This window comes from Streptomyces sp. NPDC027962 (assembly GCF_055566095.1).
In genome coordinates this window covers 155,306-180,589 of sequence record NZ_JBVHTA010000011.1, presented here as the reverse complement: position 1 = coordinate 180,589, position 25,284 = coordinate 155,306, and the positions used below count along the sequence as shown (strand labels likewise).

Sequence of the window (25,284 nt, the reverse complement as noted above, 5' to 3'; positions counted from 1 at the left end):
CGCCACCACCGAAGAGATTCTGGCGAAGGTCCGCCTCGTCCAGACCAACATCAAGAAACTCGTGGCAAACAACTCGAAGTGACATCAACAGGATCACGAGACACTAGGTGCAGCGCGCTTTGCACATGAGGCGGCTCGATGCGACCTGCCTTCCAAGATCCCGGATGCCTCTCCAACAATTGGCGGCAAGTCGCTTTGACCTGAGGGTCGGGTCCGCATCGAGTTACGAATGCGGGCCCGCCCGTCGACAGGAGTCGGGGTGGGCTCCCCTCGCGCGTGCCCACCCCTTGCGTGTACCTCCGGCGTTTCAGTGGCCTAGAGGAAGTAGCCGGCGGCCCGCTTGTCACCACCCATGTAGTCGCCGCCCGCGTTGGCAACGATCTTGCCGATCTCCTTCAGGGCCTGGTTGATGACGCTGGCTTCCTTGGTCCACTTTTCCTGTTCCTGGACATAGGCAGTGTGCGCCTCGCCCTCCCAGCCGGCGGCGACGGCGTCCATGGCCCTCTTGATGGCCCCCAGGTCGTCTTCGAACTTCTTCGCCTGGCTACCGAGCACAGTCGCCGTCGCGTCGAGAGCTCCGTACTTGACGACAAGCTCGTCGTACGAGTTCATGCCCATGATTTCCTCATCTCACCTTTGTAGTCGTTCGGCCGTCGCTTGCCGAAGCATGTCAGCCAGTTGCGTTAGAGGCCGCTGAGGTTCGACTTCGCCGTCGTACCCACACCGAGGTCGACGTTGATGCTCTGCACGGCGGCACGGATGTCTTCCTCCGTGCCGTCCTTGATCTTCCTCGACTGGCTCGTCGCCTCGAGGAACTTCGCAAGGATGTTGCCGAGATTCACCATGCCCTCATTGATCTTCTGCTGCCGATCGTTGAAGGCTCCGGCGCCAATGCCCTTCCACTGGCCCTCAAGGCTGTCGATCGTGCCCTGAATCTGCTGGAGCTGACCCTTTAGCGAGTTGAACTTCTCGAAGAGCTCCTTCTGGAGCCGGCCTACTTGCTCGTCTGAAAGCCGCTGGCCCTGTGACACAGTTGCGTTTCCCTTCTGAATTGCCGTGGTGACCGGCTGGGTTGTGCGCCACCCGGCGTTGCCGGGTGGCAGCGGACTTGAGGCGAAGGTCTGTTGGTCAGGTCATGCGCTTCGACGCTTCCGGAGGACGGCGAACGCGACTCCCGCGAGGACGACGGCAGCGGCCACCCCGCCGATGACGAGGCCCTGTTGGCTGCCGTTCTCGGTCTCCGTACCGGAGCCTGCCACGGTGGCGTCGGCTCCGGGCTTGCCCTCGGGGGCCTGTGACGAAGCTGGTGCAGACGGCTTGGAGGAGGGGGCGGCTGCGTCGAAAGCTCCGCCGCCGGTGGGCTTGTTGGTGATCGGGCTGATGTTCGGGTCGCCGGGCTTGCCGAGGCCGCGGTTGATGTGGGCGCCGGGGCGGACGATGCCGTGGCCGAGGTAGGTACTGACCGTGCCTTCCTTCCAGTCCTTGCCACGGCCGGCGGACTCGAACATGACACGGAGGACCTGGTTCGCGGTCCAGTCAGGGTGGGCTGACCAGATCAGGGCGGCGGAAGCAGAGGCGATGGCGGACGCCGCGCTCGTTCCCCCGTCGCCGTAGCAGTAGCTATTGAAGGTCTGGTCACACCAGGATGGAATCCCATTGCCCGGCGCCGCGAGATCGATGAAATCGCCGTGCTGGGAGTACCTGGCCACCTTGCCGTCAGGTCCAGTTGCGGCAACAGCTACAGCTTGGACATAACTGGCAGGATACCGCTCCTTGTTGTCCTGGTCGCCGGCATTTCCAGCAGAGGCAAAGAGCAGCTTTCCCTTGTTGGCGACGTATTCGACTGCTTTGCGCATGTCGGAGTTGTAGTACTTACTACCGAACGAGATGTTGATGACCCGAGCGTCACTTTCGGCTGCGGCCCTGATCGCGTCCGTCATGTCGGACGCATTCACAGGCTCCTTGTTTTGGAGATCTGTGTCACTGACTCGAAAAGGAATGATTTCGGCTCCAGGCGCGAGACCTTTGAGCCCTCCACCCTTCCCTGTGCCGGCGATGAGCTCGGCAATGGTTGTTCCATGACCGGTGTAGTCATCGGTCTCGTCACCCTTGGCACCGGAGGGGTCCTGCCCCTTCAGGACTTGTCCCTTCAGCGACGGAGTGTCTGGATTGACGCCGGTGTCGATGACAGCAACCTTGATGCCCTCTCCCGTGGTGGACTTCCAGATCTTCTCGGCATCCATGGCCTCGAGATACCACTGCTTCGATTGCATGTCCGCCGCGACAGCAGCGGGAGCGAAACCGGCAAGCCCAGTGGACCAAAACCCGATTGCGGCCACAGCGCCGAACACGGCACACCGAAGCCTGCCTGACCTGCTGCCACTCAATCGGCTCATTTGTGCCGTCATCCTGACTTCCGAACCTTCCGTGCGCCTACTCGATGACCGGTGGTACGGGCCCACGTCGCCTGGCAGCCCAAGTCTCTTCGTCTTCCGGCAGGTATTCCGGACGTGCAGAGGCGTTAGTCTCCGGCTCATCGTCACCGTTCTGCCGCTGATTGCGGCGGCCACCGACGACGGCTGGGCCGCCGGTCGTGTATCCCCCGGCACCCGGTCGGGGGCCCTGTCCGGAGTTCCGCGGTGTACCCACAACACCATTGGCGCTGGGCATGCCGCGTCCGGTGGTGCGATGTGCCCCATTTCCAGGGTTTGCCCCGATGATCCCGGACTGGCCGGGCCTGGACGCGGCGGAACGGCCTTGTGCCGGTGCGTCACCGCCGACGACCGTGCCCCTCGGTATGCGGGCCCCACCGTTTCCACCAGTACTGCGCTGAGGAGTGCCTCCGACAATGCCGTCATGGCGTCCGCCGCGCGTTCCGGTAGCTGGAGCGCTGGTGGTACGCCCGGCTCCCGGCTGGCCGGTAGTACCTGCTCGACCCGCCATAGGTTGCTGCCCTGTGGGCCCACCGCGGCCCGTAGGGCCGCCGCCGGGTCCCATGGCCGTCGGGCGTCCCACGGGGCTGCCGGAGCGCCTTTCACCCGCAGAGCCACCGGTGGGGCGCGGCCCGCCGGTCGTCCCTGCGTTGCGGCCGGCTGCCGGGTTGGGATTGCCGGTCGAGCCGGGGCGTCCCACCTGGTTGGCGACGGGTCCACCCGTTGCCCGCGGAACTCCAGGGGGTCCGCCGGCACGAGAAATGGGACCGCGCGGGGCGGGACCGCCCAGCATGGGCGCTATTGGACCGTTCGTGGTGTTGGTGGGGCCCGTGACTGGGGAGGTAGGGGTCGGGTTCGGTGTCGCGGTCGGTGGCGGGGGAGCCGCGACGGTGTCGATCTGCATCGACGTGTTCGAAGGGAGAACCGGGATGGCTCTGCTCGGGTCACCGGTCCGTGTCGAACCTTCACTTCCCCGAGACTCAGTTTCGGCCCCGATGGACTGGGCGACGGGGGGACTGGCCTCGCCGGGCACCGTGGCGGCGCTCGAGGCCTTGCCCGGTGCGTAGCTATCGCTCGGCAGCGGCACCGCCGCCTTCAGCGGTTTCGGAGGCTTCGGCATCTCCTCGCCGGCCAGGGTCGCGTGCGACACCGTGTAGTACGACGCCAGGCGGTTCATCAGATTGATGGCCTCCTGGCGGTCCTTCTCCGCCTTGACAGCCTTCTGGTACTCCGGATTGTCCGCCGTCTTGTCCTTCTCCGGGAAGGCTTCGGGCTTCTTCGGGTCGGCCCGGTCATCACGCGGCGGCTTCGAATTGCGCACCGTGGCCAGGCCCGTGCTGGCGACCTTCATCTGGGCGCCGACGGCGTTGGCGTACCTGCCCACGTCCCAGGCGTAGGTGACGAGTCCCTTCCCGTAAGCCTCGAAGGCGACGGCTGCTTCGCCCTTCCAGTCCGTCGACGTGACGAAGTCGCTGAGCTCCTTGGCCGCCTTGTTGAGAGCCTTCGTGGCCTTCTCCAGCGTCTCGCCGGCGTGCTCCAGGTCGGCCGGGTTGGCGCTGTCCAGGAGATCGAGCATCTCGTTGAGCTTCCGGCCCTCGAAGTTCGACGTGCCGAGGTAGTTCGTGCTGACGTTCAGACCGAAGGGCAGTATGTCGTTCAGCCAGTACATCATGTCCGTACCGGCGTACTGCTGCTTGATCTCGCTGACGTCCTGCTGCTGCTCCGCCTGCTCGCGCTTCTGCAGCTGCTCTGGCGTCAGCTCCGGCACCGGCTTCGGTTGCTGCTTCTCATCGCTCATCGCTCGTCACCCAAGGTCCGTCGTGCCGGTCTGGGAGTCGTTCTTCTCCCTCTGGAGCGCCTGCGCCTGTTCGTCACGTTCCATGTCCAGCCGTGCCTTGATCGTATGGAACCGATGGCGGAACTCATCCTCAAGGTTGTCGAAACCGATGTCCGCGCCGCGGACGGCGATGCGCAACAGCTCGATTTCGTCACTCAACTGCTTGGAGAGCGACAACACCGCCTGGTGCACGCGTTCGTACTGGGTGAAGAAGCCATCGGCCTCTGCGAAACCTCCGGCGCTGGTGCCGAACGACTCCCGCGTCACAACGGCCTCTGCGACCTTGGTGCCGCCGGCGTCGCCGCCACGCAGATCGCTGAGAAGGCCGTTCACCTTGGTCTGAAACTCCGTCAGAGCGCCGAGTCCACGCTCGAGGTCACTTGTCATAGCCGCCCCCACCAACTACCTCGAGCATGATGCCCGTACCTCCCCGTTTGCTACAGCCTGGTCACGCATTGCGATCGTGGTGACTCGCCGTCCTGGCGATTGCGCTGCAACCACTCTAGTCACTGGCTATGACATGCCCAAGTGCCTTACTCCCTGCGCCATTTCCTGGATGAGACGCCACTCTCGCCTGTGCGGTTGCAACCGGAAGGCGTCGCCCTCCTCACGGTGTTCCTCCTGCGGCCGCCCGCCTCGACCGGCGCCGTGAGTCACGTAGGGCCACAGCCCCACCGGCGATGGCCGCGACGAGGACGCCGCCGCCCACGAGCACATACGTCGCGAGGCGGGCGTTGCGTTCGTCCGGGGTCTCGCCCAGGTGCAGCTTGGCCGGGGTCGGTGCCTCGACCTTGGTCACGCCTTCGTGGGCCACCGGCTTGTCGAGCGGTTTGTCGTCCTCCGTCAGTGCGCGTACGGGGTCGACGACGCCCCAGCCCACGAGTCGGTCATGGCCCGCGGTGGAGCGCTCCGCCGTCTGTTGGAGCTGGGCGACGATCTGCTCCTGCTCCCAGTCCTTGTGTTTGCTCTTGACGAGGGCGGCGACAGCAGCGACGTAGGGAGCGGAGAAGCTCGTGCCGTTGTCGGCGCAGTGGCCGCCGCCCGGCACCGTTGTGATGATGTCCACACCTGGTGCGGCAATGCCGACGAAGTCGCCCGACTGGGAGAAGGCGGCACGTTCGTTGTTGCGGTCCGAGGAGGCGACAGCGAGTACGCCGTCGTACGACGCCGGATAGGTCTTCTTGACGTTGCCGCCGAGGCCGTCGTTGCCTGCCGAGGCCACAATCACGACCTCCGCGGCGAGAGCCCTGTCGACGGCCTGCTTGAGCAGGGGTGTCGGCTCGACGGCGTTCGCGGTGTCCTGGGAGATGTTGATGACGCCCGCCTCCTGGTCCACCGCGTAGTCGATGGCCTGGGCGAGGGTCTTCGCCGTCCCGTGTCCCTCGGCGTCGTTCTGCTGGATCGGAATGATTGTGGCGTCGGGGGCCAGTCCCACGAAGCCGGTGCCCTTCCCGGGACGGGCGGCGATGATGCCGGCGACCTTGGTGCCGTGGCCCACGGTGTCCGTGGTGGCGTTCTCCTTGCCGCGCTCGATCTTGTTGCCGTTCTGGTCCTTCAAGTTCTTGGGCAGCAGGTTCTTGCCGCTCCCGGCGTCGACGGCGGAACGGAGCTGCGGGTGCTTGATGTCGACACCGGTGTCGATGACGGCGACCCGGACGCCCTTGCCCGTGGACTGTTTCCACAACTCGTCGAGGAGGACACGCTGCAGCGCCCAGGGCCGGCCCTCGTACTTCTCTCCGGGATAGGTGCACTGACCCGCCGAGTCGGCCACGGCAGGTGCGCTCGGCAGGCCGATGAGGGCGATCACCGTGGCGGCCGCGGCCGCGGTCAGGCGTCTTTTGGTGAAGGTCACGTCTGCCTCAGTCCTTACGAGCCCTGCGGCTGGCGGGCGGCGCCGGTCGACAGGCGGGGCCCGGTCGGCAGGAAGGACGACCAGGCTGCGGGCACAGGGAGCGGGTCCACGTCCTTGTAACCCAGGCGGCTCTGTGCCTGCTTCGCCTCCTGGAGCCGCTGTCGCCTCTCCTCCTCCGAGCCGGAGGCTCCGATGCCGGAGTCGTCGGTCGCGGTGTCGCCGTTGGACTGCATCGCGTAACGCAGGCCTGTGTCGGTGACCAGGAAGAGGAAGCCGGAGTCGATGGTGGAACCCTTGAACTGCCGGAAGAGTTGGCCCGAACCGGGGGTGACATAGGCACTGCTGGACCCCGTCGGAAGGATCGCCGGGAAGTTGCTCCCAGCCCAGGTGCTGAGGGTGGTGGCGCCGTTCTTCTCGTCCACCTTGCGCAGCACGTTGCACACGGTGTTGCGGCTGCCCTCCGCGGTGCTCGCCGAGTTCACGGGTTCCGGGGCGAGTTGCGGCCACTTCTTGTCCTGAGCGAATGCCTGACCCGGCTGGAAGGCGGCGGCGCTCACCGACTTCGCCCGGCCGGCCTGGCCGAGGCCGATGAGGTCCTTGCTGTTGAGCAGGAGTTTCGCGGTCAGGTCGGAGACTGGGGCGACCCGGCCGGGCAGGACGACATACTGCTGGTTCTTGGTGCCGTCGGTGGCGGTGAGGACCATGCCGACCCTGTTCGCCTCGGGCGCGAGGTCACCTGGCGCGCCGGCGGCCTCTCCGGGCACGCCGGGGATCTTCGGGAAGGTGATTTCGTCACCCTTGTGCAGGGTGTCCAGCCATGCCGTAGAGACCCGTTGGGGCGCTCGGCCCTGGCCGACCAACTGGCGCAGGAGCAGTTCGTCGTCCGCGACCGGATACGCGGTCCCGGCGGCGTCGATCACGTGGCGGACCTTGTCCGGACCTTCGGCGTAGATCAGCTCACCGCCGCTCAGGCGGTCGGTCCCCTCGGTCTTGTTCTGCTCACGCTCGGCGAATACGAATGCCGCCTTCTGGATGGCCCGGCCGCCCTCGCCCGGTCGCTCGCACACCGCCCACCGTTTGACGGCACCTGCCTGCTTCGCGTCGGGGAGCCGGTCGGGCGCGTACGGAATGCCCAGGGTGGCGCCATGGGGAATCTTGCCGCTGTCGAGCACCGACTCGTCGACGTTGATGACCTTGCCCTTGTCAGGGTCGAGAAGGAGCTTGGCGGAGGACATGTTCAAAACCGGGTGGAGCTGGGTCTTCCCGTCGGTCCTCAGAACCACGTAACGGGTCGTCGATTTGCTAGCGATGATGACGTTCTCACCGGGCGCGTTCCAGTCCTTCGGCGCGACGGGCTTGAACATTCCCCAGGCCCCGAAGACCGCCAGAATCACGACGCCGACGATGGCGCCGGGGACCACGGCACGCAGAGGGCGGGGCGCGCCCTCCTCGGAACCTGTCGCATTCGGCTGGAGGAACTGCGCGACAAGCCTTCGCTTCGCGAAGGTGTAGGCGTTGAGTTCGTCCCGTCGTGATGCCATCTGTCCGCTGTCCCTCTCCCCCGCTGGGCGACCAGGTTCCCACACTCATCGAAACGGCCTGCCGTCGTACCGGCCCCTACTATGCCTGCTGGCGCTTGCGCCCCACTGCTCAGGTAGGGTGATCGCCCGGTCAACGTCCAATGGATTCTGGCAATTACGGACACGAGGGGGCAACGCGGCGATGAGTACCGCGACTCGCACGCGAAGTGGGCGGACTCCTGCTCGAGCCCCTGGCAGTTCCCGACGGCAACGCCGCAACGGAGCCCCTTCCACTGCGCCGCAGGCCGTCCCCGCGACGACCACCCTCCGCCCTCTTTCACGCACCAGCCGCGTGGGGCCTGTCGAGCTGCGCCAACTGGTGTTTGTCGAGGCGGGGCTCGCGCTGGCGGCCGTGGGCGTCGCACTCGGCGGTCTCTGGCTGATCCCCACCTGCTCCGTGGCGTCCGTGCTGGTACTGCTGGCAGTGATACGCCGCCGCGGTCATGCCCTGCCCGACTGGCTCGCCACGGTTGTGGCCCTCCGTTCCCGCAAGCGCGCCTCGGCGCCTTCCGCAGCTGATGTGGACGCGTCGCTCGCCCCCGTTGTGGAGTCAGTGCCCGGGATCCGGCCGTTCCCCTACGTCGCCCGCGAGCGCCGCACCGTCGGAATGCTCGGCGACGGCACGTTCCTGACCGCGGTGGTGCGGGTGGAGGCGAGCGGGGCAGCACTGCGCCCGGCCTCCGGAGCCCGCGCGCTGCCTCTGTCCCTGCTCGGTGACGCCCTCGAAGTGGACGACATCGCGCTGGAATCGGCGCAGGTGGTCCAGCAGGTGCGTTCGGCCCCCGCGCCGCATCTGCCGCAGCAGTCGGTGGCCCGGCTCTCCTACGCCCCGCTCCAGGAGCGGACCGGCGCACCCGCGCTGAGGATGACATGGGTGGCGGTCAAGCTTGATCCCGAGCTGTGCCGGGAAGCGATCGTGGCCCGCGGCGGGGGCGTCGAAGGAGCCCAGCGGTGCCTGGTGCGCATGGCGGACCACGTGGCGAGCCGTATCACCGGCGCCGGCTTCCAGGCGGTGGTGCTGGACCAGGAGGAGCTGAACTCCACCATGGCGACCGCCGCATGCGCGAGTCCCCGGCTGGCGGCCCGTCCCGGTGGTCCGGATACGGCACCGCAGCGGCGTACCACGGAGACGGCACGCGTCTGGCGGTGCGACGACCGGTGGCACACCACCTACGCGGTGGGCCGCTGGCCGGAGCTGGGCCGTGGCGCGACGCCGCTGCCCAAGCTGGTGTCGCTGCTCACCGCGGCTCCGGCCTATGCGACGACCTTCAGCCTCACGGTGCGCCGTGGCGTACGACAGGGGACCATCGACGTGGGTGGACACGTGCGTGTCACCGGGGGTTCCGACACCGAACTGGTCGGCGTCCGGCGGGCGCTGGAGCAGGCGGCACGGTCTGCGAAGGTGGGCCTGGTACGCCTCGACCGAGAGCAGCTGCCCGGTGTGCTCGCGACCATGCCGCTGGGTGGTGCCCACTGATGGCCCGGTCTGCAACGAAGCGTGCCCTGCGGGGAGTTCTCGGCCCGCGTCACGCCGGACACACGATGACCGCTGATCACCTCGGCGCGCTCTCCCTGCCGGTCGGGGACGACGGCGTCGTGATCGGTGACGACGCGGAGGGCCGCCCGCAGATCGTGGGCTTCCACCGGTCGACCCCGTACGAGGTGCTGCTGATCGGCGGTCTGTGGACTGCCCAGGTGCTGGCACTGCGCGCAGCGGGCACGGGCGCTCGGGTGGCCGTGGAAACAGGCCGCCCACAGGAGTGGTCCACCCTGGCTCAGGCGGCGGGTGCCGGCCTGCAGTGCATCACCCTCCACGACGTGGGGCGCGTCCCGCCGATGGGCGCGACGGTGGGAAGCCCCGTGGTCGTAGTGCGGGACTGTGGCATGCGGCCGCCGCGTGGTCGCGTCGTCTCCTCACCGTGGCAGTCCGTACTGACGCTGCTGCCGTACTTGAGCCCGGTGGCACCCCGGCTCCTGCGGGACTCGACCATGGTCGGCATCCAACGGGTCTCACCGCAGGAAGCGGCACAGATCGGACGGATCCTGGGTCTGGCCAAGGGCGAGAGCGACGCCCTGCCGACTCTCGCGGACGGTGTGACCCTGTGGTGCTCCGGACGTGAACGTCAGTGGGTGCTGACGAGCGGTACAGACGCGGAGACCGGTCTTCTCGGGGTTGCCCGCCGGATGGACTGACCCCTTGCCCGCCGCGCCCGCAGGACGGGCCGTTTTCCCCCGTGTCACCCCCCGGTGGACAGTCCGGTGGACGCCCGCCCCTGGTGGCTGAGCTCGCCTAGAATGCCGTAGGCGAAGGCGTGAGGCACTCTGCTGTCCGCCGCCCCTTCGGCGTATGGGGCACGTTCATCTCGGCTTTTACCGAAAGGAAGTTGAACCATGGGGAGCCAGCAGGAGAAGGACGAGCTGTACGCCCTCGACATCTCCGGAGTCGAGTGGCAGGGCGCCCCCGGCACGAGCCCGGACGAGGAGCGAGTGGAGATCGCTCATCTCCCCGGCGGGAGCGTCGCGATGCGATCGTCCTTGGACCATGACACCGTGCTGCGCTACACCGAGGCCGAGTGGCGCGCTTTCGTGCTCGGCGCTCGCGACGGCGAGTTCGATCTGCGCTGAGTCGCCGATCCGTAGCGTTCCACTTCGATGGGGCCGGCGGCCGGGTGCACGAGCCGCCCGGCTCCCGGCCTCGGCGATTTCCGGGCCAAGCACCCGACGTACGCAGGCCACCGACGCCGAGACCGGATTGTTGGGCAGCGCTCGACGGATGGACTGAGCGGACCGGTTCCGTTCGGTGTTGTGCCGGTTTGCTCCGCCTGATTTCTCACGCTCCGGTGTACCCGGGTCACCTGCGGGCAGGGCGTGACGTAGGGGACAGCAGTCCGCCGCCGGACGGGCCTGCCGAAGCGGTGTTGTTGGAGATTAGGCTGGGTCGGGGCGCGGCAGGAGAACCTACGGGAGGACCGTCCGCGTCCCAGGGGGAGAGCCGGGCCGATCCGAAGAAGGCGGTGGCCCCCACCCACGACGGCACAAGGGTGCTCGACCACACCAGGAGGCAAAGTGAACGGCGATCGGGACGACATCCACGGGGGCTGGAACATTCCCGTCGACGAGTCCGACGCGGAGCCCGCCGAGCTGACGGGTGAGTTCACCATCGACTACACCCCGCCTGCCTGGTACACGCAGAACGCGTCGGGTGACACCTCGGGCGGCGGCGCCGGGCAGACGCCGCCGCCTCCGCCGCAGGGTGCGCCGGTGGCGGTGCCGGGGCTGCCGGCGGGCAGCGGCTACGAGCCGAACTGGGCGCCGTCTGCGCCTGCGCCGCAGGAACCTGCGCCCGTACAACCGCAGCCCGTGCAGCCCCCGGCCACGCAGCCCCCTGCCACGCAGACCCCGGCCACGCACCCGTCGGAGCCTGCGCCGGCCGCCGAGACCGGGGCGGACGGCGCGTCTGCCGGCGCTGCGCAAGCCCCGCAGGACCCGGAGTTGTCGTGGGAGTCCTTCGGAGGCGGAGATCTGGAGAGCGGCGCCACCATGCGCTTCTCCCCCGCCGCCCTGAGGCGCGAGATGGCCGAGCGGGCCGCCGCCGACGCTGCCGGAACGGACGCTGCCGCCGCCGAGGGTACGCCGGAGCCGGACCCGGTGACGCCTGCGCCCGTGGCCGCGGACAACGGCGACGGGACTGGGGACGGCACCGGCGACGAGAAGACCGCAGCCCCGGCGGCGGACGTTGAGCCCGACAGCCCCGAAGACAGCAAGAGCGCCGACGCCCACGAGAAGGCCGCAACGGCCGAGGCGCCCGACACCTCCGAGGCTTCGGACGCTTCCGAGGCTTCCGAGGGGACCGCTGACGCCGACGGGTCTGCCGAGGCCCCGGTGGTAGGTCACGACGCCAACGACGGCGGCAGCGCCGCCGAGGACAGCACGTCGGCCGGCGAAGGCCCCTCCGACGCCGCTCGCCCGCCCGTCGCACCCCAGGACGCCGTACCCGCCGCGGCCGAGCCGCAGGACGCTCCCGCCGGCGGGCAGCCCTGGGCGCCGGTTCCGCCGCCCGCAGCGCAGGGCGGCGGACTGCCGCCGCTGCCACCTGCGTTCCAGCCTGCCGCGCCGCCCGCCGCACCGCAGTGGCCCGCGCCGAACACCGACCAGTCGGCCCCTGCCCCTGGGCAGGCACCGGCCCAGCCGCCCGGCTACGGCTTCCCGCAGCAGACGGGACAGCCCGCTCAGCCTGCCCAGGCGCAAGGCGGGTACGGGTTCCCACAGACGGGCCGGCCCGTTCCCAACCAGGCTCCGCCCCAGGGCGGTTACGGCTTCCCGCAGCAGACGGGACAGCCGCAGCAGCCCGGACAGCCCGGTCCTGCACCACAGGGCGGCTACGGCTTCCCCCAGCAGACCAGCCCCACGCCCGGACACCAGGCCCAGCCCGGACAGCCCGGCCCTGCACCGCAAGGCGGCTACGGCTTCCCCCAGCAGACCAGCCCCGCACCCGGACACCAGGCCCAGCCCGGACAGCCCAGCCAGCCCCAGCCCGGCCCCCACCCGGCCGCCCCCCTTCCGCCCCAGGCACAGGCCCACGCGCCCCATCCGGCCGGGCCCGGCAACCCGCAGCTTCCCGCGCAGCAGGGGTACCCGCAGGCCGGACAGATGGCGCAGGGCCAGCCGCAGTCGTCCGGGCCTCCGGTCGACCCGCGTACCGGTGGCGCCTGGCCCACGCCGGTCACGCACGACCAGCGCGAGCGTTCCGTTCCGGGGGCTCCGCTCGGTTACACCGCCGCGGTCGAGCTTTCCTCCGACCGGCTGCTGCGCAACAACAAGCAGAAGCCCAAGTCGAGCCGTAACCCCTCCAGTGCCGCCCGCTTCAAGCTCGGCGGGAAGAAGGAGGAGGCGGAGCGGCAGCGCAAGCTCGACCTGATCCGTACGCCGGTGCTGTCGTGCTACCGGATCGCCGTCATCTCCCTCAAGGGCGGCGTCGGCAAGACGACCACGACCACGGCGCTCGGTTCGACGCTGGCCACGGAGCGGCAGGACAAGATCCTGGCGATCGACGCCAACCCCGACGCCGGCACGCTCGGCCGACGGGTGCGCCGTGAGACCGGTGCGACCATCCGCGACCTGGTCCAGGCGATCCCTTACCTCAACTCGTACATGGACATCCGCCGGTTCACCTCGCAGGCGCCCTCCGGTCTGGAGATCATCGCCAACGACGTGGACCCGGCCGTCTCGACGACGTTCAACGACGAGGACTACCGGCGCGCGATCGACGTGCTGGGCAAGCAGTACCCGATCATCCTCACCGACTCGGGTACCGGTCTGCTCTACAGCGCGATGCGCGGCGTGCTCGACCTCGCCGACCAGCTGATCATCATCTCGACGCCGTCCGTGGACGGTGCGAGCAGTGCCTCGACGACCCTGGACTGGCTGTCGGCGCACGGGTACGCCGATCTGGTGCAGCGTTCCATCACGGTCATCTCCGGGGTCCGCGAGACCGGCAAGATGATCAAGGTCGACGACATCGTGCAGCATTTCCAGACCCGCTGCCGCGGTGTGGTCGTGGTTCCGTTCGACGAGCACCTCGCGGCGGGCGCAGAGGTCGACCTCGACATGATGCGGCCCAAGACCCGCGAGGCGTACTTCAACCTCTCCGCGCTGATCGCCGAGGACTTCGTGCGCGCCCAGCAGCAGCAGGGGCTGTGGACGGCGGACGGGAACCCGCCGCCCCAGGCCGCGCCGCCGATGCCGGGCCACGACCAGGGCCAGTGGCAGGGGCAGGGGCAGTGGCAAGGACAGGGACAGGGGAACCATCCCCAGGGTCAGCCGTACCCGCAGGGACAGCCCCAGCCGCACCCTCAGGGGCAGCAGCCGATACCGGGACAGCCCGGTCCCGGCGCCCCCGGACAGCCGATGCCCGGCCACCCGTATCCGCCACAGCAGCCTCCGCACCAACAGCCGTACGGCCCGCCGCAGCAGGGCCACCCGCCGCAGGGGTGGCAGCAGTCGCCTCCCTCGCAGGCCCAGTCGCCGGCGAATCCGGCCGGTCCCCCGCCCTCGGCGGGCGGCGGACCCGACGCCCAGGGGCATGTTCCGCCGGGACATGTTCCGCCGGGTCAGGTCCCCCCGCCCGGCTGGCAGCAGCAGCCTCCGCAGGCACCGCCAGCCCCTCAGCAGTAGCGCGACAGAGGTCTGAACCAATGAGGGCCCGCATCGTTCCCACGGTGCGGGCCCTCGTCCTATTCCCGCAGCCCACACGGGGTTTGAGCGGCCGTTGACGCGGCATGACCACCCTGATAAACCTTCGCTTCACCAGCTGGCGAACCGAGATCACCAACCCGCCCTCTCCGTGCGAGTAATGACGCGAGGTCACTGTCCATGGTCACAACGGCATCACCCCAGAGCAGCCGGCAACGCCCCCGCTTCCGATTGGTCCTCGCCACTGGCGCCGCGGCCTCCGCATTGGTGATGGCGGGGGTCGTCGCCCCCCAGGCCCAGGCCCAGCCGCAGGTCCGTTCCCTGGCCGGAGCGCAGGCCCGGCCCGCCGCCGACGACGGCAAGCAGGTTCTCACCGTCGCCGTGTCGCAGAGCATCGACTCGCTGAGCCCGTTCCTGGCGCAGCGTCTGGTCAGCACCACGATCCACCGTCTGGCCTACGACTACCTGACCAACTACGACGTCAAGGACGGCCACACCGTCCCCGGTCTCGCCACCGCGTGGGAGTCGTCGCCCGACAAGCTGACGTGGACGTACACCATCCGCGACGACTCCAAATGGTCGGACGGCAAGCAGGCCACCGCCGAGGACGCGGCCTGGACGTTCAACAAGATGATGACGGACGAGAACGCAGCCACCGCCAACGGCAGCTTCACCGCCAACTTCAAGAAGGTCACGGCGCCCGAACCGAGGACGCTCGTCATCGAGTTGAAGAAGCCTCAGGCCACGATGACGGCACTCGACGTCCCGATCGTGCCGAAGCATGTGTGGGAGAAGGTCGACGACTTCTCCAAGTTCAACAACGACAAGCAGTTCCCGATCGTCGGCAACGGCCCGTTCGTCATCACGGACTTCAAGGTCGACCAGTATCTGAAGCTGAAGCCGAACAAGGACTTCTGGCGCGGTGCGCCCAAGTTCGACGAGCTGGTCTTCAAGTACTACAAGGACGGTGACGCCGCGGTCGCGGCCCTGCAGAAGGGTGAGGTCTCCTTCGTCCAGGGTCTGACCCCGGCACAGGCCACGGCGCTGAAGAGCGCCGAGAACATCAAGGTCAACGACGCGCCCGGCCGCCGTTTCTTCGCCCTCGCCACCAACCCCGGCGCCCGGTCGAAGGACGGCGCGAAGTTCGGCAACGGGCACAAGGCGCTGCTCGACCCGGCCGTGCGCAAGGCGCTCTTCCACGCCACCGACCGCACGACCATCGTCGACAAGGTCTTCCAGGGCCATGCCGTCGAGGGCGAGGGCTACATCCCGCCGCGCTTCGCGTCGTACTTCTGGAAGCCCGAAGCGAGCCAGAAGATCGCCTACGACCCGGCGAAGGCCGCGCAGATCCTCGACGACGCCGGCTACAAGAAGAACGGCGAAGGCAAGCGGCTCGGCAAGGACGGCACGCCGCTCGACTTCCGTATCCTCTGCCACGCCACCGACCCGAACGACAAGGCGATCGGCAAGTACCTGCAGGAGTGGTGGAGCGAGCTGGGCATCGGGCTGAAGGTCGAGTGCCTCGACAACGTCTCCGACCCCTGGCTGGGGGGCGACTACGACCTGGCCTTCGACGGCTGGTCCGTCAATCCCGACCCGGACTTCGTCCTGTCCATCCACACCTGCGCGGCGCTGCCCGCCACGCCCAAGGACAGCGGCGCGACGGACAACTTCATCTGCGACAAGCAGTTCGACGAGCTGTATGCGAAGCAGGCCGTGGAGTACGACGCGGCCAAGCGCGCCGACGTCGTCAAGCAGATGCAGGCGCGGCTGTACGACACGGGCTACATGAACGTCCTCGCGTATCCGAACGCCGTCGAGGCGTACCGTACCGACCAGATCAAGTCCATCACGACGATGCCGGAGGCGGCCGGCAACATCTACGGCCAGGACGGCTACTGGAGCTGGTGGTCGGCCGAGCCCGCCACGGCCGACGGCGGCTCCGACAGCGGCTCGTCCACGGGCGTGGTGATCGGTATCGGCGCGGCTGTGGTCCTCGCCGCCGCTCTCGGGCTGTTCGTCGCGATGCGTCGCCGTTCCACCGCGGAAGACCGTGAATAGTCGATGAGCACCACAAGTACGACCAGCACGACCGCTGTGGCGCGGGCCCCCGAGGCCCGCGCCGCGAGCGGCAGCGCACGCGCCTATCTCCAGTACGTGGCGGGGAAGCTGGGCGGTGCGGCGGTCTCGCTGCTCGCCGTCCTCGTCACCAGCTTCTTCCTCTTCCGGATCATCCCGGGCGACCCGGTCAAGGCCATGACCCACGGCATGCCGACGTCGGCGGAGCAGATGGCGGCCCTGCGCCGTCAGTTCGGACTCGACAAGCCGATGTGGCAGCAGTTCACCGACTACTGCGCCAGTGCCCTGACGGGCGACCTCGGCATGTCGTACCAGTTCCGCGCGCCCGTCGGTGACCTGATCGCCCAGAAGGTACCGGCGACGCTGCTGCTCACCGGGGTGGCGGTTGTCATCTACTCGGCGATCGGGCTCTGGCTGGGCACCCGCTCGGCCTGGCGGCGCGGCAGCCTCGGCGACAAGCTCAACACCGGTGTGGCGCTGACCCTGTGGTCCGTGCCGGGTTTCTGGCTCGGCCTGCTGCTGATCATCACCTTCTCGGTGGGGATCGGCCCCATTCCCGGCATGTTCCCCACCGGCGGCATGGAGTCGGGCAACGAGAGCGGCTTCGCCCATGTGGCCGATGTGGCGCACCACATGGTGCTGCCCGTCCTGACCCTGGTCGCTGTCGGGTACGCCCAGACGCTGCTGGTGATGCGTTCGTCGCTGCTCGACGAAATGGGCAGCGACTATCTGACGACGGCACGCGCCAAGGGGCTGCGGGACGACGTGGTGCGGCGGAAGCACGCCGTACCGAACGCGCTGCTGCCTACCGTCACCATGGTGTTCATCAACCTGGGTCATGTGGCGGCCGGTTCGATCCTGGTCGAGACGGTCTTCTCCTGGCCGGGGCTCGGCGGGCTGTTCTACCAGGCTCTCAGCGTGCCGGACCTGCCGCTCGTCCAAGGACTGTTCATCGTCTTCGCCGGGGCGATGATCATCATGAACCTCCTCGCCGACCTGCTGTATCCGCTGCTCGATCCCCGGGTGGGCCGATGACGACGACACCGACGCCGCCGACGAAGACCACGACCGCACCCGAGGCCGCGCCGGCCGCCGAGGCCGGGCGGAGCTCACAGGCCGCGAGGTCGCTGGCGTGGGCACGCCGCCGGCACTCCGTGACCCGCTTCTGGAGCGCGTACCGCACCCACCGAGCGGGCCTGTTCGGACTGGCCGCGCTGGCGCTCATCGCCCTCACCGCACTCGCCGCGCCGCTGCTGGTCGGCGGTGACGTGCAGAGCGTGACGAACGCGCCCGGGACGGCGATGGAGAAGCCCAGCGGCGCATTCCCGCTGGGCACCGACCAGTTCGGGCGCTCACTGCTCGGCCTGCTGGTGTGGGGGGCGCGGATCTCGCTCACCGTCGGGCTGCTGGCCGCCGCACTGTCGGTGGCCATCGGCACGCTCGTCGGCATCATCGCCGGCCACTACGGCGGCTGGTTCTCCACGGTCCTGATGCGGATCACCGACTGGTTCCTGGTCATGCCGACGCTCGTGCTGGCGATCGTGCTCGCGACCGTCATGTCGCGGAACGTGTGGACGGTCGTCATCGCCATCGGCGTCGCCAGCTGGCCCACCACCGCGCGGCTGGTGCGGGCCCAGACCATTGCGGTGGAGTCGCGGCCCTACATCGAGCGCGCCAAGGCCCTCGGCGGCGGACACGGCCACATCATGAACCGGCATGTCCTGCCCAACGTGATGCCGCTGGTGCTGGCTCAGACCACTCTCGGCATCTCCAGCGCGATCCTCACCGAGGCGACGCTGGCCTTTCTCGGCCTCGGCGACCCCACCGTCGTCTCCTGGGGCGGGATGCTCCAGGACGCGCGCGAGGCGGGTGCGGTGTCCTCGGGCCACTGGTGGTACCTGGCCCCGCCCGGAATCGCCATCGCCCTCGTGGCGCTCGCCTTCACCCTGTGCGGGCGTGCGATCGAGTCCGTACTCAACCCGAAGCTGGGAGTGGCGCGTTGAGCCTGCTCGAGGTCAGGGACCTCCATGTGACCTACGGCTCCGGTGCACGCGCCGTGCCCGCCGTACGCGGCGTCGACCTGACCCTGACCGCCGGGCAGAAGCTCGGTGTCGCGGGCGAGTCCGGCTGCGGCAAGTCGACACTGGCGCTCGCACTACTGCGGCTGCTGCCGGCCTCCGCGAAGCTGACCGGCGAGATCGTCCTCGACGGCGAGGACGTCCTCACCATGAAGTGGGGGCGGCTGCGGGCCGTGCGGTGGGCGGGCGCGTCGATCGTCTTCCAGGGCGCGATGCACTCTCTCAACGCGGTCCACCGCATCGGAGACCAGATCGCCGAGCCGATCCTGCTGCACCGCGGATCGCCCCCGGCGGAGGCGAAGCGACGCGTCGGCGAGCTGCTCCAGCACGTGGGGCTGCCGGCCTCCCGCGCGGACGCGTACCCGCACGAGCTCTCCGGCGGTCAGCGGCAGCGTGTGATGATCGCCATGGCGCTCGCCTGCGACCCGCGGCTGATTGTCGCCGACGAGCCGACGACCGCGCTGGACGTGATGATCCAGGCGCAGATCCTGCGGCTGATCGAGCAGCTCGTCGCAGAGCAGGGCATCAGCCTGCTGATGATCAGCCACGACCTGGGCGTGCTCGCCGACACCTGCGACCGCCTCGCCGTGATGTACGCGGGCCGCGTCGTGGAGGAAGGCCCCGCCCGGGCGGTCTACGACGCCGCGCGGCATCCGTACGGGCGGGCCCTGTCCGCCGCCTTCCCCCGCATCGGTGACCCGGCCTCGCGCAGGGCACCACGCGGGCTGCCCGGCGACCCGCCCGACCCGGCGTCGCTGCCGGGCGGCTGCACGTTCCACCCACGGTGCCCCGTGGCGCTCGACGCATGCGCAGAACAGGACCAGGAGCTGGTCACGACGGGCGAGAATCACCGGGCGGCGTGCGTGCTGGTGGGCGCGGGCGGTGCGGCGGCCCAGGCCGGAGCCGGGACGGAGAAGCAGCTGTGACACAGGAGCACGTCATGACCCCGACCACCACGGCCGCTCCCCTGCTGTCGGCGTCCGGGCTGCACGTCACCTTCCCCGGGCGCCGGGGCGGGCCGACGGCGCGAGCCGTCGACGGCGTCGACCTCGACATCGGCCCAGGGGAGATCGTCGCCCTCGTCGGCGAATCCGGCTGCGGCAAGACCACGCTGGCACGCTCCCTGCTCGGCCTGGTGCCGCCGGCCTCCGGGCGCGTCACCTTCGGCGGGGAACCCCTCGGCTACAGCTCACGCGCGCTGAAGACGTACCGCAAGCGCGTGCAACTCGTGCTCCAGGACCCGAGCGGATCGCTCAACCCTCGGCACACGGTGTACGACGCCGTGGCGGAGGGCCTGCGGATCCACGACTACGCGGGTGATGAACGCGCCGCCGTAGCGGGAGCACTGTCCCGGGCCGGTCTGCGTCCACCCGAGCGGTTCTTCCTCCGCTACCCGCACGAGCTGTCCGGCGGGCAGCGGCAACGCGTCGTCATCGCGGGCGCCCTGGTGCTCGAACCGGAACTGATCGTCGCCGACGAGCCGGTGGCGTCGCTGGACGCCTCCGTACGCGGCGAGATCCTGGCACTGCTGCTGCGGCTACGGGACGAACTGGGCCTGTCCGCAATGGTGGTGACGCACGACCTGGGCCTTGCGTGGAACATCGCGGACCGGGTGGCGGTGATGTACCTGGGGCGGATCGTCGAGTCGGGGCCGGTGGAAGACGTACTGACGTCGCCGCAACACCCCTACACGAAGGCGCTGTTGTCAGTGCTGCCGGAGTCGGAGGAGACGCCTGTGGTCCTCACCGGCGAGCCGCCGGACCCGTCCCGCATCCCGGCCGGATGCCGATTCCACGCCCGCTGCCAGATCCTGTCGTCGGGCGAGGCGGCCCGTGCGGGCGTGGCGGACCTGTGCCGCACCCACGACCTCGCCGTCCTCCCGAACGCCCCGACCCCTCAGGTGGCGTGCCACTGGGCAACGGCGTCCGGCTGAGAAACACCGCGGCGGCCACTACGAGTGGACAGGTGTGGGGTGCCTCCCGGACCCGGGGGCACACGGCCCGCACGGACTTCTCCGGTGGGAGCGAAGCCGTCGGCCGGGGGCAGGGGACGCGCAGGGGAGCGTGTTCGGGACGTAAAGTGTCGCAACTCGCGCGAGGCGCGGTGAGGACAGCAGTCCCGGACATGCCCACACGAGCGGCACCCGGACGCCCCAGGCCCGGACCGGGCCACGCCCGAGCGGGCCACCCGACGACCGGGCCACGCCCGAACAGCTCATCGGTCCCGGACCGGGCCACGCCCACGAGCACAGGCGCGGGCCGAGCCGCACCCGAACAGGTCACCAGGCCACGCCCGGACCGTCAGCGACGCGCGTCGTACGCCGCCGTGAGCTCCCGGCACTTCTTCACGTCGTCCCCGATCGCCACCAGCAGCGACTCGATCGAGTCGAACTTCTCCTGCCCCCGCACATACGCCAGGAAGTCGACCGCCACATGCAGCCCGTACAGGTCGAGCCCCACGCGGTCGATCGCGTACGCCTCCACCGTGCGCTCGGTGCCGTCGAACTGCGGGTTCGTGCCGACGGAGATCGCCGCCGGCATGCGTTCGCCGGCCGCCGTGAGCCAGCCCGCGTAGACGCCGTCCGCCGGGATCGCGGTGTGCGGGAGGGTCTCCACGTTCGCCGTCGGGAAGCCGAGCTCGCGGCCGCGCTGGGCGCCGCGGACCACGATGCCCTCGACGCGGTGCGGACGGCCCAGGATCTCGGCGGCGCCCTCGACGTCTCCCTCGGCGATCAGCCGGCGGGTGAGCGTCGAGGAGAACGGCTCGCCGCCGCCCGCCTCGCCCCGCACATACAGGTCGACGACCTCGACGTCGTAGTCGTACGTGGCACCGAGCTCGGCGAGGAACGCGACATTGCCTGCCGCCCGGTGGCCGAAGCGGAAGTTGGGGCCCTCGATGACCGCACGCGCGTGGAGCTTGTCGACCAGGACCTTGACGATGAAGTCGGCCGGGGACAGCTGGGAGAACTCGGCGGTGAAAGGCAGGACGAGCACCGCGTCCACACCGAGCTCGGCCATCAGGTCGGCGCGGCGGTGGTGCGGCGCGAGCAGCGGGGGGTGGCTGCCGGGACGGACGACCTCGCTGGGGTGCGGGTCGAAGGTGACGACGACCGACGGCACCCCGAGCTCGCGCGCCCGCTCCACCGCACGGCCGATGATCAGCTGGTGTCCGCGGTGTACGCCGTCGTAGGAGCCGATGGTGACGACGCTGCGTCCCCAGTCCTGGGGGATGTCCTCCAAGCCACGCCAGCGCTGCACTGTGACCGCTCCTCGCCCGAACCTGTGTACGTGATTACCGATAACGCAGGTCTAAGACTGCCATGCCCCGCGCTCCCGGTCGGCATCGGCACCGGGCTGCCCGGTGTGCGCAGGGCCTGCCGGGCGCCCGGACCCATCACGGCGGCCCATTCCTGGGGGTCGTCGGCCGGCCAGCGCGCCGCCAGGGCGGCGAAGCCGGGCACCTCGCGGGCGAGCTCCACCAGCCGCCTGTCGAAGCAGGCGGCGCCCTTGGGTGTGCGGACGAGCAGCAGGCCCGTACGGTGCACCAGCGCACGGGTGTGCTCCTCCGCGCGCTGGTGGCAGCCGCGCGCGGCGGCGCGGAGCAGGGCGTCGAGAACGGTCAGATCGCGGGCCTCGTACTGCTCGTAGCGCAGCATCACGTCGAGCAGCTCTGCTCGCAACGCCCGCGAGGACGCGCCGCCGGGTGCGGCAAGGACGGGCGCGAGGGCGCTGCGCACCTGTGCCGGTCGGCCTCGTAGCAGGTGGGTGACGAGGGGGAACAGCACGTCGCGGGCATCCGGGCCCCCGTCGAGGCTGTGCTGGACGTAGGCGGCGGCGTGCACCGCGCCGTCAGGTCGGTGGTCGACGTACTCGCAGACCAGGGCGGCGGCGCGCCGAGCGGTCGCGGGGTCGGTGACGGCTTCGGCGAGCGTGGCGAGCAGCTCCCCCGCGTCGGCATTGCCGTCCGGCCGCAGCAGCCGGGCCCGGAGGGCGGCGAGCACCGGGGCGGCGTGGGTGGTGAGCGCGTCCACGAGCGAGCTGAACGGCAGGCGCGGGTCGCCCGCCGCGAAAAGGGCAAGGGCCCGGTCCAGGTGCCGGGAGCGGCTGACCGGGTCGCGGACGAGCAGGGCGAGCGCCGGGCCGTGGTGTACGGGATCGGCGAGCAGCACTCGTGCCGCGCTCCGCAGGTGTTCCCGGTCACGGTCGGTCGTGGGCCTGGGAGCACGGGCGTGGGCGGTGGCCGCGGCCCGTCGTTCGGGCCGGGGGTCGCGCGCCCAGCGGTCGACGGCCCTGCACAGCACGGACGGCTCGTCCTCGGCGAGCGCGGCGAGGAGTTCGGCGGCGCGGGGGTGGTCGGTGTCGACGAGGGCCTCGGTCAGGTCGTCGGGCGCGAGGCCGCGCCGTGCGTACAGCAGCGCCTGCGCGGCGGCGCCGACGGTGGGCCGCACCCCGGCGTCGGGGTTGGCGGCCAGAGGGGTGTCGTCGTCGAACCAACGGCACAGCAGAGGCTGTACGGCTCCGGGGTCGGCGGCGAGCCGTTGGTCGGCGAGCTCCAGACAGCGGGGTGCGGAGGCGTTGTGCGGAGGCGGGTCAGCGGGGACCAGGCGGCGCAGAAGGTCGAGCCGGGCCGGGTCGCCGAGCGGCAGCCGTGCCCAGAAGCGGGGCCCGAACTCCCCGTCGTGGCCGGGCCGTTCGGCCAGCCGGTGCAGCACGCCGAGATGCGGTTCCGCGTCCGGTAGGCGCGGCAGAACCTCATGCAGGAGCCGGGTCGCCCACCACCGCGCATCCGCGGGCCGTTCGTCCGCGTCCGGGTCGTGGAGCGCGTCCACGAGGCCGGTGAGCCTGTGCTCCAGCGCCGACGCCCCGTGACGCCGGCCGAGAAGGAGGAGAGCCTGCACGACGGTGCCGATGCGATGGCGCGGTACGGGCGCTGCCTCCGGCCCCTCCTGCCGGGGGTGCAGCAGGGAGCGCAACGTGCCGTCGAGATCGAGGTGCGCGCCCTGGATCCAGTCCGCGAGTTCCTCGTGCGCGAAGCGGTAGCCCCTGCCGGCCGGGACGAGCAGGCCTTCCGAGAGGACGGCGGACGCCCATCCGGCTCGCCACGGGAACAGGTCCTCGAACGCCGTCCGGTCGAGTTGCCCGTGCCCGGCGCCGAGGCAGCGCCGGGCGGCCTCGTGCATGCGGCCGGCGACCGCGGTGACGAGCCCGCGGAGCATGGAGCCACGGGGCTCGGGGGCGGACTCGGAAGCGATGCGTACGGCGATCCTCAGACAGAGCAGGTCCAGATAGGCGCCGAGGACCTCCTCGTGCACTGGTCTGCCCGGCAGGGCGCCGGGCAGTGCGCGGTACACCTCGGCAAGCAGCCGGAGCGTGAGCGGATGCCGCTCGTCGTCGGCGGCAACGGCACCGGGCGGCAGGCCGTACGCCTCCCGCACCCGGTGGGCCTGGTGGGCGTCCAGCTCACCGATGCGCACGGCGGGCGGCGGCTGGGTGTCCGTGCCAGGTCGGCGCTCGACGAGGCCCTGGGCGGACACCCGGGCTCCGGACGCGGCCCAGGACGACACCGCCCTCTCCCCACCAGGTGCGCCGCTCGCGCGCGCGGCACGGACGTCGGCCGGGTACGCCCGGCCCGGCGCCCGGTCGTCGCTCGCGCCGCCGGCGCCGACGCCGGCGGGGTACATCGCGCAAGGTGCGCCGCTCGCGTGCCCTGCACGAGCATCGGCGGGGTACGCCCCCGCGTCGGCGAGGGCAGCCACGCGCGCCGAGGTCCGGGCCCGCACCCGCCCCTGCGGTGGGAGCGCCGTCCCGCTGGGACGGTGCAGCAGCCCCGGCGGGAAGAGCGCCCCGGCCTGGTCCCAGTGCTCGGGGCGGCACGCCACCGCCAGCCGGGTCCGGCAGGAGGCAAGCCACGCCGCGGTTGCCGTCGTCCACTCCTGCAGGTTGCGCGCCAGTTCGGGCGGCATCTCCTCGGGGCCGTCAAGCACGACGAGCAGCGGCCGTCCCGCGTCGTGGGCCAGGCGGGCCGCTCGGGCAGGGCCGATGTCCCGCTCCGGTACGGCGAGGATGCGGGCGGCCCGGTGCAGCGTCCGGGCCACCGCGTCGGCCAGGGAGACGTCCTCGGCGTGCAGGTCGGCGCCGCGCAGCCACAACGTGGGGGCCGGTTCGGGGCCTTGGGCGCGCCGGGCGGCGAGCATGCGCAGTTCCGTCGTACGCCCTGTGCCCGGGGCGCCAACGAGTCCGAGGACCAGGGGTTCCGCGTGGCGCTCGGTGAAGTCGCCGAACTCCTCCGCGATGTCGGGCCGTTCGACGTACTCCGGCCGGCCGCCCGGTGTGCCGGTCCGTGCGAGCGAGCCGGCGGTGAGCTCCAGTACGGCGGCCAGGTTCAGGTCCCGCCCGTAGGCGGGCGCGAGTCCCGCGTTGCGGCGCAGCAGGGCGGCCAACGGCTCCGGCAGTGCGGCGTGCAGTGGTCGTGCGCAGACGGCTGCCGGAGCACCGGGCGGCGGCACCGTGCCGAGCACGGCCAGGACGGCTCCGGTCGCGGCGTCGACTACGGGTCCTCCGGCGGCGGCTCCCGCGAGGCGCAGTGCGTCGCTGCCGTCGGTGCCGATGGCGAGCTCCAGCACGCCGCTCGTCGCAGCGAGCACGCGCGCCTCGCGCCAGCCTCCGGCCACGAGCCGCACATAGGTTCCCGGCGTGACACGGTCACGCGCGCCGACGGGCAGCGCGGGGACGCTCAGTCCGGTGACGCGCAGGAGCGCGAGTCCGTGCTCCGGGAAGGAGGTGACGGAGTCGGCCTCGAGAACGGAGCCGCTTCCGTCCTGTGGCCTTAGGAGGGGGCGATTGAGCCCGTCGATCACGTGATGGCCTGTCACGACCGTGCCGCGATCGTCGGCGACGAAGCCGGTGCCGTGCGGCCGACCGGCCGGATCGCAGATCCGTACCAAAGTTGCCTGGTCAGCGCGTCCCATGACGACGACGTTATGTCGATCAAGATCAGCGGGAAAAGTCCGCATCATGAACGCGCCCCCCATTGCACCCCGGTTCACTCCGAGCGCCTGCCCTTTGGGGTGAATCCCGGGTGCGCAGTGGATAGACCTTCTGCGGGGGAAACGAGGGGGGATCGTGGGGGGGGGGGGAGCCCTTCCCCCCCCCCCCCCCCCCCCACCACCCCCCCCCCCCCCCCCCCCCCCCCCCCCCCCCCCCCCCCCCCCCCCCCCCCCCCCCCCCCCCCCCCA

Annotated in this window: 18 protein-coding genes; 9 read left to right on the top strand and 9 right to left on the bottom strand. The window is 70.3% G+C overall.

The genetic code is table 11. The annotated features are described in order from the left end of the window. Positions 1–315: 315 nt before the first annotated feature. From ACZ4SA_RS13715 to eccB, 7 genes are all read right to left on the bottom strand, one after another. Positions 316–618: a WXG100 family type VII secretion target gene (locus ACZ4SA_RS13715; protein WP_468273487.1), complete on the bottom strand. Its 303-nt coding sequence runs from the start codon at positions 616–618 to the stop codon at positions 316–318. Positions 619–683: 65 nt separating this feature from the next. Further along, entirely contained in the window at positions 684–1,031 is a 348-nt protein-coding gene (locus ACZ4SA_RS13710) for a WXG100 family type VII secretion target (protein ID WP_468273484.1), read from the bottom strand. Positions 1,032–1,133: 102 nt separating this feature from the next. Next, a complete protein-coding gene (locus ACZ4SA_RS13705; protein WP_468273482.1) occupies positions 1,134–2,408 on the bottom strand; it encodes a S8 family serine peptidase in 1,275 nt (424 codons plus the stop codon). Between the two features lie 25 nt (positions 2,409–2,433). After that, a complete protein-coding gene (locus ACZ4SA_RS13700) occupies positions 2,434–4,230 on the bottom strand; it encodes a hypothetical protein (protein WP_468273479.1) in 1,797 nt (598 codons plus the stop codon). A gap of 6 nt (positions 4,231–4,236) precedes the next feature. Further along, positions 4,237–4,656, bottom strand: coding sequence for a hypothetical protein (locus ACZ4SA_RS13695; RefSeq protein ID WP_468273477.1), 420 nt, complete (start codon positions 4,654–4,656; stop codon positions 4,237–4,239). 220 nt (positions 4,657–4,876) lie between these two features. Beyond that, positions 4,877–6,121: a type VII secretion-associated serine protease mycosin gene (gene mycP / locus ACZ4SA_RS13690; RefSeq protein WP_468273474.1), complete on the bottom strand. Its 1,245-nt coding sequence runs from the start codon at positions 6,119–6,121 to the stop codon at positions 4,877–4,879. Positions 6,122–6,135: 14 nt separating this feature from the next. Next, entirely contained in the window at positions 6,136–7,662 is a 1,527-nt protein-coding gene (gene eccB, locus ACZ4SA_RS13685) for a type VII secretion protein EccB (protein ID WP_468273472.1), read from the bottom strand. 181 nt (positions 7,663–7,843) lie between these two features. Here eccB and eccE point away from each other — a divergent pair, with 181 nt between their 5' ends. The 9 genes from eccE to ACZ4SA_RS13640 all read left to right on the top strand — a co-directional run bounded on the left by eccE (position 7,844) and on the right by ACZ4SA_RS13640 (position 19,983). Further along, a complete protein-coding gene (eccE, locus tag ACZ4SA_RS13680) occupies positions 7,844–9,178 on the top strand; it encodes a type VII secretion protein EccE (RefSeq protein WP_468273469.1) in 1,335 nt (444 codons plus the stop codon). Next, positions 9,178–9,894, top strand: coding sequence for a hypothetical protein (locus ACZ4SA_RS13675; protein ID WP_468273467.1), 717 nt, complete (start codon positions 9,178–9,180; stop codon positions 9,892–9,894). Before eccE ends, ACZ4SA_RS13675 begins: the two co-directional genes overlap by 1 nt. Positions 9,895–10,092: 198 nt before the next feature. After that, the gene (locus ACZ4SA_RS13670) at positions 10,093–10,326 is read left to right on the top strand and encodes a DUF397 domain-containing protein (RefSeq protein WP_468273464.1); all 234 of its coding nucleotides are present in this window, start codon (positions 10,093–10,095) and stop codon (positions 10,324–10,326) included. 441 nt (positions 10,327–10,767) lie between these two features. Continuing rightward, positions 10,768–13,875, top strand: a complete 3,108-nt coding sequence (locus ACZ4SA_RS13665) for an SCO5717 family growth-regulating ATPase (protein ID WP_468273461.1) — start codon at positions 10,768–10,770, stop codon at positions 13,873–13,875. Between the two features lie 198 nt (positions 13,876–14,073). Continuing rightward, on the top strand, positions 14,074–15,954 hold the full coding sequence (locus ACZ4SA_RS13660) for an ABC transporter substrate-binding protein (protein WP_468273459.1): 1,881 nt from the start codon (positions 14,074–14,076) through the stop codon (positions 15,952–15,954). A 3-nt stretch (positions 15,955–15,957) separates the two neighbouring features. Then, positions 15,958–17,007 carry an ABC transporter permease gene (locus ACZ4SA_RS13655; RefSeq protein ID WP_468273456.1) on the top strand — a complete coding sequence of 350 codons (1,050 nt, stop codon included), beginning with the start codon at positions 15,958–15,960 and terminating at the stop codon, positions 17,005–17,007. Further along, complete coding sequence (locus tag ACZ4SA_RS13650; RefSeq protein ID WP_468273454.1) at positions 17,004–17,975, top strand: ABC transporter permease; 972 nt, start codon at positions 17,004–17,006, stop codon at positions 17,973–17,975. The genes ACZ4SA_RS13655 and ACZ4SA_RS13650 overlap by 4 nt, the downstream gene beginning before the upstream one ends. Then, the gene (locus tag ACZ4SA_RS13645; RefSeq protein WP_468273452.1) at positions 17,972–18,976 is read left to right on the top strand and encodes an ABC transporter ATP-binding protein; all 1,005 of its coding nucleotides are present in this window, start codon (positions 17,972–17,974) and stop codon (positions 18,974–18,976) included. Before ACZ4SA_RS13650 ends, ACZ4SA_RS13645 begins: the two co-directional genes overlap by 4 nt. A 14-nt stretch (positions 18,977–18,990) precedes the next feature. After that, the gene (locus ACZ4SA_RS13640; RefSeq protein ID WP_468273449.1) at positions 18,991–19,983 is read left to right on the top strand and encodes an ABC transporter ATP-binding protein; all 993 of its coding nucleotides are present in this window, start codon (positions 18,991–18,993) and stop codon (positions 19,981–19,983) included. Between the two features lie 367 nt (positions 19,984–20,350). On the opposite strand, the gene ACZ4SA_RS13635 is transcribed toward ACZ4SA_RS13640, so the two are convergent. Both ACZ4SA_RS13635 and ACZ4SA_RS13630 read right to left on the bottom strand, forming a co-directional pair. Next, positions 20,351–21,307, bottom strand: coding sequence for a bifunctional riboflavin kinase/FAD synthetase (locus tag ACZ4SA_RS13635; protein WP_468273447.1), 957 nt, complete (start codon positions 21,305–21,307; stop codon positions 20,351–20,353). Next, a complete protein-coding gene (locus ACZ4SA_RS13630; RefSeq protein ID WP_468273445.1) occupies positions 21,208–25,017 on the bottom strand; it encodes a trypsin-like peptidase domain-containing protein in 3,810 nt (1,269 codons plus the stop codon). The genes ACZ4SA_RS13635 and ACZ4SA_RS13630 overlap by 100 nt, the downstream gene beginning before the upstream one ends. Positions 25,018–25,284: the final 267 nt, after the last annotated feature.